General features: G+C 53.3%; 16 protein-coding genes. 6 read left to right on the top strand and 10 right to left on the bottom strand.

The window, feature by feature from the left end; translation table 11 throughout:
* Positions 1-9: 9 nt before the first annotated feature.
* A complete protein-coding gene (gene dcp / locus ACOTY5_RS05970) occupies positions 10-2,043 on the bottom strand; it encodes a peptidyl-dipeptidase Dcp (RefSeq protein WP_045141555.1) in 2,034 nt (677 codons plus the stop codon).
* Positions 2,044-2,186: 143 nt separating this feature from the next.
* Between dcp and ydfG the strand changes: the two genes are divergently transcribed.
* Positions 2,187-2,933 carry a bifunctional NADP-dependent 3-hydroxy acid dehydrogenase/3-hydroxypropionate dehydrogenase YdfG gene (gene ydfG, locus ACOTY5_RS05965; RefSeq protein ID WP_015570609.1) on the top strand — a complete coding sequence of 249 codons (747 nt, stop codon included), beginning with the start codon at positions 2,187-2,189 and terminating at the stop codon, positions 2,931-2,933.
* A 90-nt stretch (positions 2,934-3,023) separates the two neighbouring features.
* On the top strand, positions 3,024-3,710 hold the full coding sequence (locus ACOTY5_RS05960) for a GntR family transcriptional regulator (protein WP_003857403.1): 687 nt from the start codon (positions 3,024-3,026) through the stop codon (positions 3,708-3,710).
* 35 nt (positions 3,711-3,745) lie between these two features.
* Here the strand turns inward: ACOTY5_RS05960 and ACOTY5_RS05955 are convergent, their stop codons facing one another.
* Positions 3,746-4,177 carry a universal stress protein gene (locus ACOTY5_RS05955; protein WP_015570611.1) on the bottom strand — a complete coding sequence of 144 codons (432 nt, stop codon included), beginning with the start codon at positions 4,175-4,177 and terminating at the stop codon, positions 3,746-3,748.
* Positions 4,178-4,464: 287 nt separating this feature from the next.
* Between ACOTY5_RS05955 and ydfZ the strand changes: the two genes are divergently transcribed.
* Positions 4,465-4,668: a putative selenium delivery protein YdfZ gene (ydfZ, locus tag ACOTY5_RS05950; protein ID WP_003857405.1), complete on the top strand. Its 204-nt coding sequence runs from the start codon at positions 4,465-4,467 to the stop codon at positions 4,666-4,668.
* 44 nt (positions 4,669-4,712) lie between these two features.
* On the opposite strand, the gene ACOTY5_RS05945 is transcribed toward ydfZ, so the two are convergent.
* The 7 genes from ACOTY5_RS05945 to ACOTY5_RS05915 all read right to left on the bottom strand — a co-directional run bounded on the left by ACOTY5_RS05945 (position 4,713) and on the right by ACOTY5_RS05915 (position 13,514).
* Positions 4,713-6,176 (bottom strand): mannitol dehydrogenase family protein, encoded by a 1,464-nt coding sequence (locus ACOTY5_RS05945; protein WP_045141556.1) that lies wholly within the window; start codon positions 6,174-6,176, stop codon positions 4,713-4,715.
* A 223-nt stretch (positions 6,177-6,399) separates the two neighbouring features.
* On the bottom strand, positions 6,400-7,938 hold the full coding sequence (locus tag ACOTY5_RS05940) for an MFS transporter (protein ID WP_421631859.1): 1,539 nt from the start codon (positions 7,936-7,938) through the stop codon (positions 6,400-6,402).
* Positions 7,939-7,965: 27 nt separating this feature from the next.
* Positions 7,966-9,372, bottom strand: coding sequence for a glucuronate isomerase (gene uxaC, locus ACOTY5_RS05935; RefSeq protein ID WP_045141558.1), 1,407 nt, complete (start codon positions 9,370-9,372; stop codon positions 7,966-7,968).
* The gene (locus ACOTY5_RS05930; RefSeq protein WP_017384539.1) at positions 9,369-10,754 is read right to left on the bottom strand and encodes an MFS transporter; all 1,386 of its coding nucleotides are present in this window, start codon (positions 10,752-10,754) and stop codon (positions 9,369-9,371) included. Before ACOTY5_RS05930 ends, uxaC begins: the two co-directional genes overlap by 4 nt.
* Before the next feature lie 73 nt (positions 10,755-10,827).
* Positions 10,828-11,847 (bottom strand): Zn-dependent oxidoreductase, encoded by a 1,020-nt coding sequence (locus tag ACOTY5_RS05925; protein ID WP_045141559.1) that lies wholly within the window; start codon positions 11,845-11,847, stop codon positions 10,828-10,830.
* 14 nt (positions 11,848-11,861) lie between these two features.
* Positions 11,862-13,076, bottom strand: coding sequence for a D-mannonate dehydratase ManD (gene manD, locus ACOTY5_RS05920; RefSeq protein ID WP_017384541.1), 1,215 nt, complete (start codon positions 13,074-13,076; stop codon positions 11,862-11,864).
* Between the two features lie 111 nt (positions 13,077-13,187).
* A complete protein-coding gene (locus ACOTY5_RS05915) occupies positions 13,188-13,514 on the bottom strand; it encodes a YnfA family protein (protein ID WP_003857412.1) in 327 nt (108 codons plus the stop codon).
* Positions 13,515-13,664: 150 nt separating this feature from the next.
* Between ACOTY5_RS05915 and ACOTY5_RS05910 the strand changes: the two genes are divergently transcribed.
* A complete protein-coding gene (locus ACOTY5_RS05910; RefSeq protein ID WP_045141560.1) occupies positions 13,665-14,003 on the top strand; it encodes a DUF1283 family protein in 339 nt (112 codons plus the stop codon).
* Positions 14,003-14,563: a spermidine N1-acetyltransferase gene (gene speG / locus ACOTY5_RS05905; RefSeq protein ID WP_003857416.1), complete on the top strand. Its 561-nt coding sequence runs from the start codon at positions 14,003-14,005 to the stop codon at positions 14,561-14,563. The genes ACOTY5_RS05910 and speG overlap by 1 nt, the downstream gene beginning before the upstream one ends.
* A 17-nt stretch (positions 14,564-14,580) precedes the next feature.
* On the opposite strand, the gene ACOTY5_RS05900 is transcribed toward speG, so the two are convergent.
* A complete protein-coding gene (locus tag ACOTY5_RS05900; protein ID WP_017384542.1) occupies positions 14,581-15,291 on the bottom strand; it encodes a YnfC family lipoprotein in 711 nt (236 codons plus the stop codon).
* Positions 15,292-15,483: 192 nt separating this feature from the next.
* On the opposite strand from ACOTY5_RS05900, the gene ACOTY5_RS05895 reads away from it, so the two are divergent.
* Entirely contained in the window at positions 15,484-16,338 is an 855-nt protein-coding gene (locus ACOTY5_RS05895) for a benzoate transporter (protein ID WP_003857421.1), read from the top strand.
* The last annotated feature ends 44 nt before the right edge of the window (positions 16,339-16,382 follow it).

The raw sequence follows: 16,382 nt of genomic DNA, 5'->3' as shown, positions 1-16,382 counted from the left end.
TAAAAAGCCTTACGCACTCAATCCGCGATTCTCCAGCATCGGTTCGATCTTCGGATCGTGCCCGCGCCAGTTCCGGTAAAGTTCAGCTAAATCAGTGCTGTTGCCGCGGGACAAAATCGCCTCGCGGAATTTCTGTCCGTTCACGCGCGTCAAACCGCCCTGCTCGACAAACCACTGATATCCATCGTCCGCCAGCATCTGCGTCCAGAGATAGGCGTAATACCCTGCCGCGTAGCCGCCGCCGAAGATGTGGGCGAAATAGCTGCTGCGATAGCGCGGCGGTACGGCTGGAAGATCCAACCCCTCTTTTTTCAACGCGGCGGCTTCAAAGGCTTCCACGTCTTCAACGGGCTCCTGAATGCCGTGCCAGTTCATATCCAGCAGCGCGGCGCTCAATAGCTCCGTCATGTCATAACCCTTATTAAACTGGGTCGCATTGAGCATTTTTTCCCGCAGCGCATCCGGCATCGGTTCGCCGGTTTGATAGTGACGAGCAAAGTGCGCAAACACCTGCGGATGGCTGGCCCAGTGTTCATTGATTTGCGAAGGAAATTCAACGAAATCACGCGGCGTGTTGGTGCCTGAAAGCGTGGCATAGCGCTGGCTGGCAAACAGGCCATGCAGGGTATGGCCAAACTCGTGGAACAGGGTAATCACATCATCCCAGGAGATTAGCGCGGTCTGCCCGTTCGCCGGTTTTTGATAGTTGCAGACGTTATAAATCACCGGACGCGCGGCAAACTCATAAGACTGCTCAACAAAATTCCCCATCCACGCGCCGCCCGCTTTGGAATCACGCGCGAAAAAGTCGCCGTAGAACAGCGCCATGCCTTCACCCGTGTGGTCGAAAATCTCCCACACGCGAACATCCGGGTGGTAAACCGGAATATCGAAACGCTCGACAAAGCGGATACCGAACAGCTGCGTGGCGGTCCAGAATACGCCATCTTCCAGCACGGTATTGAGCGCGAAATAGGGTTTGATCTGCGACTCATCCAGCGCGTATTTCGCTGAGCGCACGCGTTCGGCATAAAACGCCCAGTCCCAGGCCTGTACCGTAAAACCACCCTGCTCGTCGTCGATGACCTTCTGAATATCCGCCTGCTCCAGCGCGGCCCTGCCGCGTGCCGCAGGAACTATCCCGCGCATGAATTCGAGCGCGGCTTCCGGCGTTTTCGCCATCTGATCGGCAATGCTCCAGCTCGCATAGTTGTCAAAACCGAGCAGCTGCGCCTGTCTTGCCCGCAACGCGGTAAGCCGACGGATCAGCTCGCGCGTATCGTTTTCGTCGCCTTTCTGAGTGCGTTCCCAGCCCGCGCTGAACAACTTTTTACGGGTCTCGCGCAACGACAGCGCCGCCAGCGCGGGCTGTTGCGTGGTATTCAAAAGCGGGATCAGCCAGCGATCCGTCAGCCCTTTTTCTGCGGCAGCGTGAGTCGCGGCAGCCACCTCCTCCGCACTGAGCCCGTCAAGCTGGTGAACATTGTCCACCACCAGCCCTCCCGCCTTGTTCGCCGCCAGCAGGCGCTGGTTGAACTGGCTGGTCAGGGTGGCGGCTTCGGTATTCAGGGCTTTCAGCTCGGCTTTTTCATCGGCGTTCAGACGCGCGCCAGCAAGAACAAAGTGCTGATACATCTCCTCCGTCAGTCGTCGGGATTCGGCATCCAGCGCCTCGCGATCCTGCCAGACGGCTTCCACGCGGGCGAAAAGCGTATCGTTTAGCCAGATATCGTTCGCCAGCCCGGCCAGTTCGGTGGAGAACTGCTCGTCCAGTGCCTGAAGATCATCGTTGGTGTGTGCGGACGTCATGGCGAAGAACACGCTGCTCACGCGCGAAAGCATGGCCCCGCTCTTTTCCAGCGCCAGCACGGTATTGTCGAAGTCCGGCGCGGCGCGCTGCGCGATAATCGCGTCAATGTCTGCACGCTTCAGGCGCATTGCTTCATCAAATGCCGGACGATAATGGCTGTCGTTAATCGCATCAAAACGTGGCGCCTGATAAGGCAACAGGCTAATTTCAAAAAAAGGATTGTTGACCGACATCGTTTACTCCTGAGCACGGTATTTCTCCCCAGAGTAGGCCAGCCTGCGCCGGCCTGCAATGGCGTCATACAAATGTTGCCTTAACGACGTGCCGGAGAGCGTGCTATGTTAGTACAACACAAAAAGCGTTGAGGAACAGTGAGATGATTATTTTAGTTACCGGGGCGACAGCGGGTTTTGGTGAAAGCATCACGCGTCGCTTCGTCGCCAACGGACACAAAGTGATTGCAACAGGGCGCCGTCAGGAGCGTTTGCAGGAGCTAAAAGACGAGCTGGGTGACAGCATTCTGACCGCGCAGCTGGACGTCCGCAACCGCGCCGCCATCGAAGAGATGATTGCCAACCTGCCTGCCGAATGGCGTGAAATTGACGTGCTGGTCAATAACGCTGGCCTGGCACTGGGCATGGAGCCTGCCCACAAAGCCAGCGTGGAAGACTGGGAAAACATGATCGACACCAACAACAAAGGGCTGGTGTACATGACCCGCGCCGTGCTGCCGGGCATGGTTGAACGTAACCGTGGCCATATCATTAACATCGGTTCCACCGCCGGAAGCTGGCCTTACGCGGGCGGCAACGTCTATGGCGCGACCAAAGCCTTTGTCCGCCAGTTCAGCCTGAACCTGCGCACCGACCTGCACGGAACCGCGATCCGCGTGACCGATGTTGAACCGGGTCTGGTAGGCGGAACTGAATTCTCCAACGTGCGTTTCAAAGGCGACGACGCGAAAGCGGATAAAACCTATGAAAACGCGAATGCGCTGACGCCGGAAGATATCACCGAAACCGTCTGGTGGGTCGCGAATCTGCCGAAGCATGTCAACATCAATACGGTTGAGATGATGCCCGTCAGCCAGACCTATGCCGGACTCAGCGTGCATCGCGGTTAATTTACCCCACCCGGCCTGCGGGCCGGGTATGTGATGGCAGGGAAAAGAATGGTAGTATGTTCAGGTTAACTCTCTGAGAAATCACAACCCATGGCCGCTGAATCGCAACTTAATCCTACCCAGCCCGTTAATCAGCAAATATATCGCATCTTACGCCGTGATATTGTTCGCTGCCTGATCCCACCGGGAACGCCACTCTCAGAAAAAGAGGTTTCGGTACGTTTTGACGTTTCCCGTCAGCCCGTACGTGAGGCGTTTATTAAGCTCGCAGAAAACGGCCTTATTCAGATCCGCCCTCAGCGCGGCAGCTATGTAAATAAAATTTCGCTTTCGCAGGTACGGAATGGCTGTTTTGTTCGCCAGGCCATCGAGTGCGCCGTGGTGCGTCGCGCCGCGTCGCTCATCAACGATAACCAGTGCTACCTGCTGGAGCAAAACCTGCATCAGCAACGAATCGCCATCGACCGCAAACAGTTAAACGACTTTTTCCAGCTGGACGACGAGTTCCACCAGAAACTGGCGCAGATCGCCGAGTGCCAGCTCGCGTGGGATACCGTCGAAAACATCAAAGCTACCATCGACCGCGTGCGCTACATGAGCCTAGACCATGTTTCTCCGCCAGAGATGTTGCTGCGCCAGCATCATGATATTTTCAGCGCGCTGGAAAAACGCGACGTGGAAGCCGTAGATAAAGCGATGACGCTTCACCTTCAGGAAATTAGTGAGTCAGTTCAGTTAATTCGCCAGGAAAACCGCGAGTGGTTCAGCGAAGAATAAAACCTCGCCGCCCCCTTTCGGTTGCGGCGAAGTAATTAGCGGACCACTAATACCGGAATAGTGGCGTAGCGCAGGATAGTTTCAGCATTCGAACCCAGCAGATGGGTTGTAATGCTCGGATTTTTTGATCCGATAACAATGACATCATATTTCCCCTCTTTGCTGAGCTTGATGATTTCATCGCGTACGTTGCCGAAGCGAACTTCACAGTCAATATTGTCCGGGGACATATCAAAGAGCCGTTTCAGCGCCTTCATCTTCTTATCAGACTCGGCGGTCATATACTCTTCGAACTTCTTAATATCGGCATTGAACCCCCGCAGTAACGAACGGCTGCTGTTAGGGAGAATGTTGACCAGGGTGATCGTCGCGCCTTCCGCCTTCGCGAGGTTGACCGCGTGGCGTACCGCTTTATCGCTCAAATCCATTTCAAACACATCAACAGGCATCAAAATTTTCTTATACATAAGCCTGACTCCTTTTCCAATGAAGGGTTATTTTCTGCCTCCAGAATGACATTGTGGATATAAACAAAGCCTAAACACTTGCACCCGGAAACTATCAATTAAGGAAAATAACTGTCCGCTTTGTAAAGTGGTGTCCTGAACCGTCAACGCCTGCATGAAATAAGAAAAAAGTGTGAGCTTGATCAAAAGCAAATAATTTCGTTAAAGAGAGGCGTATTAATAGTGCCCCGTGAACGGCAGCCGTTGAATTAGCGCCGTAACGGATAAGTACGAGAGGAGAAAATACCATGATGACATACGACCGTAACCGAAATGCAATCACCACTGGCAGCCGCGTCATGATTAGCGGCACAGGCCAGTTCGGCGTGATTAAAGCGATCCACAGCGACGGCCTTAATGCCGAGCAGGTGCGTCGTGGTAAAACGGTTGAAGTCGAAGGATGCGAAGGTAAGTTCGAACCGATTGAGCTGATTCGCCTGGGGATGCACTAAGCTGCGCCCCGACATGCCGCCGCGGACGGCGGCATGTCATCGCGTTAAAGCCGGGAGGCGTACTCAGCAACCGTGGCCTTCGCGCCTTTTTGCAGCAACGTTTGATAGGCCTGCATGACCGCAGCCACAAACACCGCGTCCTTCGGCAGCTCGTTACCGAAAATAGCCTCAATGCCCAACAGCGCGCTAACGCGGCTTTCGCCTTCAGCGCTACCGTTTACCGCCGCCTGAATCACCGCCAGCTGCGGATCGCTCACCTCAATCGCGTTACCCTGCTCATCCACACCGCCGACATAACGCATCCAGCCCGCAACACCGAGGGCCAGCAGCGGGAAGGGTTTCTGGTGGACAAGGTGCCAGCGCACGGAATCGAGCATCCGCTGCGGCAATTTCTGGCTACCGTCCATGGCGATTTGCCAGGTGCGGTGGCGCAGGGCCGGATTGCTGTAACGTGCGATCAGCAGGTCGGCATAGTGAGCTAAATCCCCCCCCTTCACTTTCAGCGTCGGCGCCTGCTCTTTCAGCATCAGCGCATGCGCGGCTGCGCGATAATGTTCATCTTCCATGCAGTCGTTAATGTGCTGATAACCGGCCAGGTAGCCGAGATAGGCCAGGAACGAGTGGCTGCCGTTAAGCATACGCAGCTTCATCTCTTCAAACGGAATGACATCAGAAACCAGTTCCGCACCGGCCTTTTCCCACTGTGGACGTCCGGCGACGAAATTATCTTCTACCACCCACTGGCGGAACGGCTCGCAGGCGACACCTGCCGGATCGCGTACGCCGGTTAGCTGTTCAATTTTATCCAGCGTTTCAGCCGTGACGGCGGGCACAATACGGTCCACCATGGTTGACGGGAAGGTGACGTTCGCTTCAATCCAGTCGGCCAGTTCGCCGTCAACAGCGCGCGCGTAGGCGCAGGTGACATTGCGCATCACGTGGCCGTTTTCCGGCATGTTATCGCATGACATCACGCTGAATGCTGGCAGCCCCGCCGCCTTACGCCGCGCCAGCGCTTCAACCACTACGCCTGGCGCAGATTTCGGCTGATGGGGGTTTTGCAGGTCGGCAACGATTAACGGATGATCGAACATCAGTTGTCCGGTTGCCGGGGAGTGGCAATACCCTTTCTCGGTGATGGTCAGGGAAACAATGGCGACCTGCGGATCGCACAGCGCTGCCAGCACGGTTTCAAGGCCGTCGACCTGCGCATGCAGCGCATTTTTGACGACGCCGACCACGCGCGCCGTCCACGCATCGGCAGACATCTCTGCTACGGTATAAAGATTATCCTGTGCCTTCAGATCGGCGATCTGCTGTTCGCCGCCAATCAGGTTAACTTCGCAGTAACCCCAGTCGCTGCCCTGTTCTGCGGCGAGTATATCGGTGTACACCGCCTGGTGCGCACGGTGAAACGCGCCAAACCCTAAATGAACAATGCGTGCCTTGAGGCTGTCGCGATCGTACTGAGGACGCGTTGCCTTCGCCTGTAATAAACGGTTTTCCATGATTGAGACTCGTTAATTATGAACGCTGAGATCCGCAGCCGCTCTGGTGACAGTGCGGCTGCGCCGGTTGACTAAACCAACTAGAATGGCAGTGTCATTACTTTATCCTGCCGATCACAATACTGGTTATGCTGCCATGAACATTGATTTACATTAACTTTCGGCCAAGTGGTGTGATATAAAAATCAAGTTGTGTGACATCTGGCAAAAGATATAAACCAGATCATACAGGGGTGCGCACCGTCTGCTCGCCGGACCGGACCGTCGGCTCACGCCACAACCTGTCGTAGGAATAGCCTGTTAAATCTTCCACGACCCGGCGAGCTTCGGCGGATACGCGTTGGGGAGAGCCGTTGGCTTTCAGGCGATCCAGCTCATCCACAAAGATTTTGTGCGTACGCTTGTTCAGGTTGAATGTCAGAGCCTGCCACAGGGCCAGGATAAGCAAGGCAGCAGTGCCGATGAACATCAGCATTGCGATGGTGTGGATGGCTTCGGTTGGCTGCGTCTGGCTCCCTTTTACAAATCCGCCGCTTTGTAACAGGAGACCCACAATAAAGGTGGCAATAGCGACCGTGGTTTTTCGGGAGAATGTCATTACCGCGGCAAACAGTCCCTCACGACGCTGACGGCTGACCATTTCATCGATATCTGGAATGAACGGGAACACGTTCCACGGTGTAAACTCAAGGACGCAGCGCCCCACCTGATACACCCCGGCCAGAATGACCAGCGTCGCGACGGTATTCAGCGCAGGGATCTGGTACACGGCAAAGAAGCCCCCCAAACAGAGCAACATCAGTGAATAGGCAAATACATATAGCTTTGATGGCCCATATCTGATGATCCCTATACCCGCAATTAACGTGACGGGCAGCCCCACAATACTCATCGACAGCAGCGTGCCTGCCAGTGAGGAAGAGACATTCAGACAGTACACGCAGAAAAATACAAATACCGTGTTGTAGACATCTTTGCCGGTAAACGACAGCAGATAGATGGCGAGATGTTTCCTGAAGGCCCGGATTTTCAGGGTGGAACCATACTCCTTAAAAAGTCGTCCAAAGGCAGCCAGCTTCTCCCCTGCTGTTTGTGGGCGTGTGTTTTTTTCCAGCCCGGAGAGCATTTCCGGCGTCAACTCGCGTTCCCAGGTCACTTTCCACGAGATGAATACACATACCATAAACAGTACAGCAAAAATAACGCCGTTTATGAGGTAGGCATGGGCGCTGTTTTCCCCGAAATAGCCTATCAGTAATCCGGGAATAAATGTCGCCAGAAACGTCCCGGACGCTGAAAGAAACATGCGACAGGTAGAGAGTTTGGTCCGCTGGTTAAAGTCTTTTGTCATTTCTGACGGTAACGTTTCCCACGGGATCAGTACCATTGCAGCAATAATTTCAAATGCAAGATAGACGGCGAGATAAAAACCGTATGTCATGCCATCAAACCACAGCAATGCATAGACCAGCATCAACGGTGCACCGATCAGCAAAAAGAAACGTCGGCGACCAAATTTTTTACCAAAATAGTTTTTGTAAAAATGGTCAGTGAAACTTCCCATAAATAAACTAACGATAGCATCGACAATGCGCGCTATAGCAACAATAGACGCCGCTTCAACCGGTGACAACCCAACAAATGTCGTATAGAAGAATAATAACCAGGCGCCGATAACGGTAAAGGCACCGCCGCCCATAATATCCGTTAGTCCGTAGCCGATACTAACCGGAATAGTAATTTTTTTTGCAGTACGAGACATGTTCCATCCCCACTCAGTGAGTAGAATTTAGAATCTGAAATAGTTTTCAGCATTATCATGGCAAATATTTTTAACCATCTTCGTTAGGATGGCGTTATTATCCGGAACTTCACCACGCTCCACCCAGCCACCAATGATATTGCACAAAACACGTCGGAAATAATCGTGGCGAGTATACGAAACCAGACTACGGGAATCGGTTAACATACCGACAAAATTCATTAATAGCCCCTGATCCGCAAGGCTATGTAGCTGGTTTTCCATTCCGCGTTGAGTGTCGTTAAACCACCATCCGGAGCCAAACTGTATCGGCGATTTAACGCCCAATTCCGCAGTCTGAAAATTAGCGATAGTCGACGCGACAATATCGTTATAGCTGGCGTTGAGGTTATATAGAATGGTTTTGGGCAAAGCTTCAGCCTGCGCCATTGCATCCAGGAGTTGGTTGAGATTGGCCGCAAGATTCGACTGATCGGTCAGCGAGTCAAAACCAGTATTACTACCCAAAGAACGGTACATGCGGGAATTATTATTGCGAATCGCACCGAAGTGTATCTGCATTGCCCAGTTATGCTGCCTGTAATTATGCGCCAGCATAATAAAAATGGCACTGTCAAGAATCGCATTATTACGGGCGTCCAGATTTTCACCCCGGCGCTTTCGGGCAAACACGGATTCAACCTGTCTTTCATCTGCTAACTGAAAATGGATCTCCACGGGTCCGTGATCGGAAATTCGGCACCCCATTTCGTGGAACCAGGCAATACGCTGGCTCATTCCCTTAACAAAATCGCTGAATGTCTGGATTTTAGATCCTGTCGTCTCACCTAATCGATCGATAAAGTCGGCAAACTGTTCCGCGTTTTGCGCAAAAACATCGTCCGGACGAAAGGTCGGTAATACCTTAACGTTGAACGTCGCGTCATCACGCAATAATTGATGGTAGCGTAAATCATCAAGCGGAGCATCTGTCGTGCAAATAACTTCTACCCTGGAGCGTTTAATGAGTTCCCTCGGCGTAAAATCAGGCTGCTGCAATAGCAGATTACAGCGCTCCATTATTTCACGCCAGTTATGCCTGCCCAGCGGTTCGTCACAGTTAAAATAGTGGTGAAGTTCTAAATGAGTCCAGTGATAGAGCGGATTTCCATAGCTCGCTTCGACCGTTTCAGCCCATGCCGCAAATTTATCCTCCGCCAGGGCATCGCCCGTAATGTATTTTTCGTCAATACCGTTGGCGCGCATGGCGCGCCATTTATAATGATCGCCAGCCAGCCAGAGTTCGGTAATATTATCGAGATTTCTATTCTCGAAGATATCTTTCGCGTCCAGGTGACAGTGATAATCAATAATTGGCAGCGCTTTCGCGACGTTACGATAAAGTTCAACACCTCTCGCATTGCCAATCATAAAGTTATCGTTAATAAAACTCATGACAGGGCTCCATATTTCCGCTGCTTCGCTGCGGTATCGCTCTGGCGCAGGGGTTCAGCTGCATCTTCCACCAGGCTCAAATCGCGGTCGCGCACTTCTGGCATCAGCAAAGCGGAGACCAGCCCAATCAGCGAGTACGCCACCAGCATCGCCACAATCGGCCACCAGGACCCGGTCATATTGCAGAAGATCCCCGCCAGCACCGGACCAAAGCCTACCGCCACGAGACCGCCCGCCTCTTTGGAGATCGCCATGCGGGTAAAGCGGTTTCGCGAACCAAACATCTCCGCCATGGTGATGTTTTCCAGCGCAAACAGCCCGAGCACCGCAAAGTTATGAATAACGATGATAGAGAGCATAATCACGCCCGGCGCGTAACTCTTATCGACGATAATCGAAAGCATCGGGTAAGCCAGAATAATGGCTGAAATGTTAAGGATGATATATGGCAGACGGCGCCCCACTTTATCGGACAGCCAGCCCAGCAGCGGGATGGAGACGAAGCCAAGAATCGAGCTGATCATCAGCGCATCGGTTGGGATCGCCTTATCAAATAACAGCGTCTGGACCAAGTACCCGGCAAGGAAGGTCTGGATAAGCCCAGAGTTACCGGCCTGACCAAAGCGCAGCCCCGTCGCCAGCCAGAACGATTTGCTCTTAAACATCGCGCCGACCGAGGTATCCTGCACAGCAACCGGCGCAACGGCTTCGGCATCGTTTACCTTCTCAAACACCGGGCTCTCTTTAAGGTTCATACGCAGCCAGATGGCGAAGATCATCACCACCACGCTGGCGAGGAACGGCACGCGCCAGCCCCAGGCAATAAGTTCTTCACGATCGAGGGCAAAGAACATCACGGCCCAGATCGCCGTGGCGCTCAGCGTCCCGCAGTTGGTGCCCATGGCCACCAGCGAGGAGATGATGCCGCGTTTACCCTTCGGGGCGTATTCGGCCAGCATGGTGCCTGCGCCGGAGATTTCAGCCCCCGCGCCCAGCCCCTGAATAATACGCAGCGTCACCAGCAGCACCGGTGCGAAAATCCCGATCTGCGCGTAGGTTGGCAGGACGCCGATTAAGGTGGTGCAGATCCCCATCATGGTGATGGTGATAAACAGCACTTTTTTACGGCCAATTCTGTCGCCCATTCTGCCGAAGATAAATGCCCCGACAATACGCGCGATGTAGCCTGCGCCGTAGGTGCCCATCGCCAGGATCAGCGCCATGGCCGCGGACTGCTCAGGGAAGAAAATTTCATGAAACACCAGCGCGGCGCCAAGGGAGTAGAGCTGGAAATCCATAAACTCCAGGGCGGTGCCCAGCCAGCCAGATACGGCGGCTTTCACCAGATCTGACGTACTTCTTTGAGGTTGTGCTTGAGTCATAATGGCTATCTCTGCAAGGTAAGATGCGTACCACTGAGAGCCTGTCTTCGCAGGCTCTTAACCGCGTGAATTATTATTGGTCGAACGTGAGCAAGACTTTGCAGCACTGCCGCTGGTCTTTTTCAAACAGTTCGATGGCGTCTGTAACGTGGTGATAGTCAAATGTATGGGTGACCAGTTTTTCAGGGTCGATCAGCCCTTTTTCCAGCCAGTCAATGACCACCGGGAATTTGTTGGCATTCAGGCGTGAAGAGAAGATCGACAGCTCTTTGCCGGTGATCCCCTGCTGCACAATCTGGCTCGGGTCGCTGGAGAAGCCCATCAGCACGATGCGCGCCGCCGGAGACGCCAGCGTAATCGCTTCCTGTAAAATGGACGGATGACAGGCAGCATCGATGATTAACGTCGGCTTGATGCCTTTTTCATCCAGCGCGGCCTGTAAAGAATGCTCGCCGTTGTTGAAGACCCAGTCTGCGCCGCTGCGTTGCGCCATCTCCAGCCGCTCATCAATGCGATCCACCACGATGACCTGCTTCACCTTGTAAACACCCTTCAGCGCCTGCACGGTGACCAGCCCCATCGGGCCTGCGCCGTAAATCAGCGCCACATCCTGTTCGGTGGGTTTCGCCTGCCCCGTTACGTTGGCGGCAATGGTGAATGGCTCAACCATCACCGCGTGGTAGTCAGGGATCGCATCCGGAATGCGCCAGGCATTTTTCGCCGGCACCACGGCGTATTCGCTGAAGCCGCCGTCACGGTGGACGCCCAGCACCACCAGCGAAGTACAAACGTTCGGTTTTCCAACGGAACACGGGTAGCAGTGCCCGCAGCTGATCACCGGATCAACCGAAACGCGCTGGCCCAGTCGGGTGCCCTCCACGCCTTCGCCAACCGCGTCTATTTCGCCAAAGAACTCGTGACCGATTACCCGCGGGTATTTCGCAAACGGGTTATGCCCGCGATAGATATGGCTGTCTGAACCGCAAATACCGGCGAGCTTAATTTTGACGCGGACGTCGCCTGCACCCGGCAACGGGAGAGGACGCTCTTCAATCACCAGCACATCCGGCTGTTGGATCACTACGCTTTTCATCATTCGCTCCTCGTTTACCAGTTCCAGAGGGTGCCGTCTTCCAGACGAGCCACCGGCAGATAAGCCGGATCGTACGGGTATTTCGCCGCCAGCTTCTCATCAAACTCAATGCCCAGCCCTGGCTTGTCGCCCGGGTGCATATAGCCGTTATCGAAGCGCCAGCTGTGCGGGAACACTTCCAGCATCTGCTCCGAATACCCCATATACTCTTGCACGCCAAAGTTCGGTACCCACAGGTCAAAATGCAGCGCCGCGGCGTGGCAAATCGGCGACAGATCCGACGGGCCGTGTGAGCCGGTACGCACCTGATAAAGTGAGGCAAAGTCCGCAATGCGACGCATCCCGGTGATGCCGCCCGCATGGGTTATGGTGGCGCGGATATAGTCAATGAGCTGCTCTTCAATCAGCTGCTTGCAGTCCCAGATGCTGTTGAACACTTCCCCCACCGCAATTGGCGTGACGGTGTGCTGGCGGATCAGGCGGAAACACTCCTGGTTTTCAGCGGGAGTCGGATCTTCCATCCAGAACAGACGGTACTCTTCAATGCTTTTGCCGAATCGCGCCGCTTCGATGGGCGTCAGACGGTGGTGCATGTCGTGAAGGAGATGTTCATTGAAGCCGAACTGACTGCGCACTGCGTCGAACAGTTTCGGCGTGAAGTCGAGGTATTTTTCAGTGGACCACAGCTGCTCTTCCGGCCAGGCGCCCTTGGTCGCTGGCTCATACGCCAGCCCTTTTCCTTTTGCCATGCCGTAGGTGGTTTTCATTCCCGGTACGCCGCACTGCACGCGAATCGCCTTGAAGCCCATCTCTTTATGACGGGCATAATCTTCCAGCACGTCGTCAATGGTGTGCCCGGTGGTGTGACAATAAACCATCACCCCTTCCCGGGAGGCTCCGCCCAGAAGCTGATAGAGCGGCATGTTCGCGGCTTTCGCCTTAATGTCCCACAGCGCCATATCCACGGCAGAAATCGCTGACATGGTGACCGGACCACGACGCCAGTAAGCGCCTTTATAGAAGAACTGCCAGATATCTTCGATGCGGTGCGCATCGCGGCCAATCAACTGAGGGCACAGGTGATCTTTCAGGTAGGAGGCAACGGAAAGTTCACGTCCGTTCAGCGTGGCATCACCCAAGCCGACAATGCCCTCATCGGTGGTGATTTTAAGGGTGACAAAGTTACGCCCCGGGCAGGTGACAAATACTTCAGCCCCGACAATCTTCATAATCCATTTCCTTACATCGCTCGTTGTGATGCAGGAAATTTACGCAACTACACTACTACCATACAAGTATAATGATCGTAAAATCAGCGGGCGATCACACTATAAGGACGCTTATGCGCGTCCCCAACCGGCCACGATGATCAACATGCCGCACAGGGCAATCAGCGCGCCTGCCCAGTCATACAGGCTTAGCCTGACGCCATCGACAACGCGCAGCCACAGCAGCGCGGTACAGACGTACACTCCGCCGTAGGCCGCATATACCCTCCCGCTGGCGGCCGGATGCAGGGTGAGCAGCCAGACAAAAAGGGCCAGGGACACACCCGCCGGGATCAGCAGCAGCGCGGAAGCGCCCCGCTTTAGCCAGAGCCACGGCAAAAAGCATCCGATGATTTCGCACAGCGCGGTCGCGAAAAAAAGCAGCGTCGTTTTGAACATTTTTCTCGTTTCGTGAGGATTGATTTAGACATCATACGCGATAATGTTCACATCGTTCCCATACCTGCCGCGCGGGTATGACACCCTTTCGGATTGGTGTAGAATCCAACGGGGTAATCCGATTGTCTGCACCCGTTTAAAGGAAACGCTATGACTACATTAAGCAAACGCCTTTGTCTGACAGCCGTACTGGCGCTGTCATCGTTCGCCTTCGCCGCAACGGCATCAGCCGAAACCAGCAAACTCATCATTGAGTCTGGTGACAGCGCGCAAAGCCGTCAGAACGCCGCCATGGACAAAGAACAATGGAATGACAGCCGCAGCCTGCGTCAGAAAGTGAATAAGCGTGTGGAAAAAGAGTGGGATAAAGAAGACGTCGCGTTTGATGCCCGCGACAAATGCCAGCAAAGTGCCAACGTCAACGCCTATTGGGAGCCTAACACCCTGCGCTGTCTGGATCGTCGCACTGGCCGCACGGTAGCACCGTAATGTCGACGCCGTGTGACGTTAAGCTCCGTCCGCTGGAGCGCGAAGATTTACGCTTTGTTCACCAGCTCGACAACAATGCCAGCGTGATGCGCTACTGGTTTGAAGAGCCTTATGAGGCGTTTGTCGAGCTGTCCGATCTCTACGACAAGCATATCCACGATCAGAGTGAACGCCGGTTTGTGGTGGAGTGCGAAGGTGAGAAAGCCGGGCTGGTTGAACTGGTTGAGATCAACCACGTTCACCGTCGGGCGGAATTTCAGATCATTATTTCACCGGAGCACCAGGGGAAAGGTCTTGCGTCGCGGGCGGCAAAGCTGGCGATGGATTACGGGTTTAACGTCCTGAATCTCTACAAGCTTTACCTTATCGTCGACAAAGAGAACGAAAAAGCGATTCATATCTACCGTAAGCTGGGCTTTATGGTGGAAGGTGAACTGATCCATGAGTTCTTTATTAACGGCGAATACCGTAACACCATCCGCATGTGCATTTTCCAGCATCAGCATCTGGCCGGGCATAAGTCCTCCTCCGCCAGCCTGCTTAAACCCACCGCGCAGTAACCTGCGCGGTTTTATTCTCAATAATATTCAATGCTGTTTTTGATGGTGTACTTGTGCTCAACGGCAGGTTTGACGCTGTCATCGGTGATCACCAGCTCACAGCTCACCGGGTTATTATGGCGATCGTAATCACAGCTCTGCTTTACATTGCCCATCGGTTTATCGTTCAACAGGCTTACCGCCGTATAATCCATGCGCTTGCGCAGATCTTTCGACGGCACCGACTTGACCGATAAACGCTTGTCGCCGGAAACCGTAGTTTTACCCAGCGGGTAGCCGTCGGCGTCATACTGGTACTTCACTTCCATCTCTTTGCTGTGCGCGGCAACCACAAACCCGTTATCGTCGGTGTCCCACGTCAGGCCGGCAGACGGCAGTTCCGCCAGCTGACATTTTCCCTGCAACTTTACCTTCTGCTGCTGGGTTTCCGCATCGACGTAGTAGTTAGCATCCAGCACCAGCGCAACGCCCGTATTAGCGTCGAGATCGTGCAGTTCAAGCGTATCGAAACACCCTTCCGTTGACATCGTGCCGGTCACACGTTTAGAGACTTCACCCTTATCGTTGAACAGCGTCTGGGTAAAATCCTTCACCGGCCCGCGTAGAGGATCAAAGTCAAACTCGTTCGAAAAACTCGCCATCTCCGGCGTAAATGACAGCGGCGCGGTGTTGTTGTCGCATCCCACCAGTACCGTTGCCAGTAGCGTTATCGCTGCGTATTTATTCACATCATTTACCGTTCAAAGAGAGATACAATCATATTAGCAAATACAGCAACTTACATAACAGCACTTCATTTGACTCTTTGCGCTGTATAAATCCGTCGTTTGCATTGACGAGACCTGCCAAAGTGGCTACTTTGGGCGCGGAAGATTCCACACTATTATAAAATTAGATTCTTAAATTTTCGGGTTAACATCATGATTTACGACTGTTTTTTATACTATGACGAAGATATGTTGCTCGACATCAGATTACATACTCTCGCTGATGTCGTTGACCGTTTTGTCATTGTAGAAGCAACACACTCTTTTACGGGCATACCGAGAGAATTGCATTTCGATATTACAAAGTTTGCCAAATTCAAAGACAAAATCATTTACGTGCCTTTTGACGCGCAGCCTATTTTAAACCGTGCGGATAATAACCAGGTTGATGCCTGGGCAAATGAAGCAGCGCTTCGCAACTCCATTATGAACGGGTTAAAAGACGCGGCAGACGACGATCTGATTCTGGTGTCAGACGTTGACGAAATCTTCTCTCCCGACACGGTCAGGGCCATTAATCCGCGCGCGCTCTGCACGACTATTCATCAAAACGTGTTCAACTATCAGTTTAATCTCCAGGTTCACAACACGGATGGTACGCCGAGAAAATGTACCTTGCCCCGCGCGACGTCCTATTACAACCTTAAGCATTTCTTCCACGGTGAGCCTGAATCTTTCAGAAACTGGAAGCGTGCGCGCAAAGATAAAAACTGGTCATGGTTTAAATGGAACTGGCTAAAAATCAATAATAAAATTGTGAAAGATGGCGGCTGGCATTTCTCATGGGTAATGACTCCAGAAAGAATTTCCGAAAAAATGTCTACCATTTCTCATACCGAATACGATCTGCCGGAATTTAATAACCCGGAACATATTATGAAGGTTATTACCAACGCCGAAGATATCTGGGGACGAGACCGAAAACTGGTCAGGCAAGAGGTATCAAAACGCACCCTGCCTTCTTATCTGGTAGACAATCAGCACCATTACTCGCAATTTATTTTATGACGCAGGCAGGGCTCCAGGACAATTCAGAAAGACAGGTCCAAAAA

Source organism: Enterobacter cloacae complex sp. SHL018, from assembly GCF_049237905.1.
Lineage (GTDB): Bacteria > Pseudomonadota > Gammaproteobacteria > Enterobacterales > Enterobacteriaceae > Enterobacter > Enterobacter hormaechei_C.
Note: the sequence above shows the minus strand (reverse complement) of the source record. Positions and strands in the feature narration are given on the sequence as shown.

Bases quoted from the DNA above. Each gene is read 5' to 3' on its own strand.
- ACOTY5_RS05915 (WP_003857412.1), bottom strand. From the start codon at position 13,514: ATGTTCAAAACGACGCTGCTTTTTTTCGCGACCGCGCTGTGCGAAATC.
- ACOTY5_RS05925 (WP_045141559.1), bottom strand. From the start codon at position 11,847: ATGAAAAGCGTAGTGATCCAACAGCCGGATGTGCTGGTGATTGAAGAG.
- dcp (WP_045141555.1), bottom strand. From the start codon at position 2,043: ATGTCGGTCAACAATCCTTTTTTTGAAATTAGCCTGTTGCCTTATCAG.
- speG (WP_003857416.1), top strand. From the start codon at position 14,003: ATGTCGACGCCGTGTGACGTTAAGCTCCGTCCGCTGGAGCGCGAAGAT.
- uxaC (WP_045141558.1), bottom strand. From the start codon at position 9,372: ATGAGTTTTATTAACGATAACTTTATGATTGGCAATGCGAGAGGTGTT.
- ACOTY5_RS05940 (WP_421631859.1), bottom strand. From the start codon at position 7,938: ATGTCTCGTACTGCAAAAAAAATTACTATTCCGGTTAGTATCGGCTAC.
- ydfG (WP_015570609.1), top strand. From the start codon at position 2,187: ATGATTATTTTAGTTACCGGGGCGACAGCGGGTTTTGGTGAAAGCATC.
- ACOTY5_RS05955 (WP_015570611.1), bottom strand. From the start codon at position 4,177: ATGTATAAGAAAATTTTGATGCCTGTTGATGTGTTTGAAATGGATTTG.
- ydfZ (WP_003857405.1), top strand. From the start codon at position 4,465: ATGATGACATACGACCGTAACCGAAATGCAATCACCACTGGCAGCCGC.
- ACOTY5_RS05910 (WP_045141560.1), top strand. From the start codon at position 13,665: ATGACTACATTAAGCAAACGCCTTTGTCTGACAGCCGTACTGGCGCTG.
- ACOTY5_RS05960 (WP_003857403.1), top strand. From the start codon at position 3,024: ATGGCCGCTGAATCGCAACTTAATCCTACCCAGCCCGTTAATCAGCAA.
- ACOTY5_RS05895 (WP_003857421.1), top strand. From the start codon at position 15,484: ATGATTTACGACTGTTTTTTATACTATGACGAAGATATGTTGCTCGAC.
- ACOTY5_RS05945 (WP_045141556.1), bottom strand. From the start codon at position 6,176: ATGGAAAACCGTTTATTACAGGCGAAGGCAACGCGTCCTCAGTACGAT.
- ACOTY5_RS05930 (WP_017384539.1), bottom strand. From the start codon at position 10,754: ATGACTCAAGCACAACCTCAAAGAAGTACGTCAGATCTGGTGAAAGCC.
- manD (WP_017384541.1), bottom strand. From the start codon at position 13,076: ATGAAGATTGTCGGGGCTGAAGTATTTGTCACCTGCCCGGGGCGTAAC.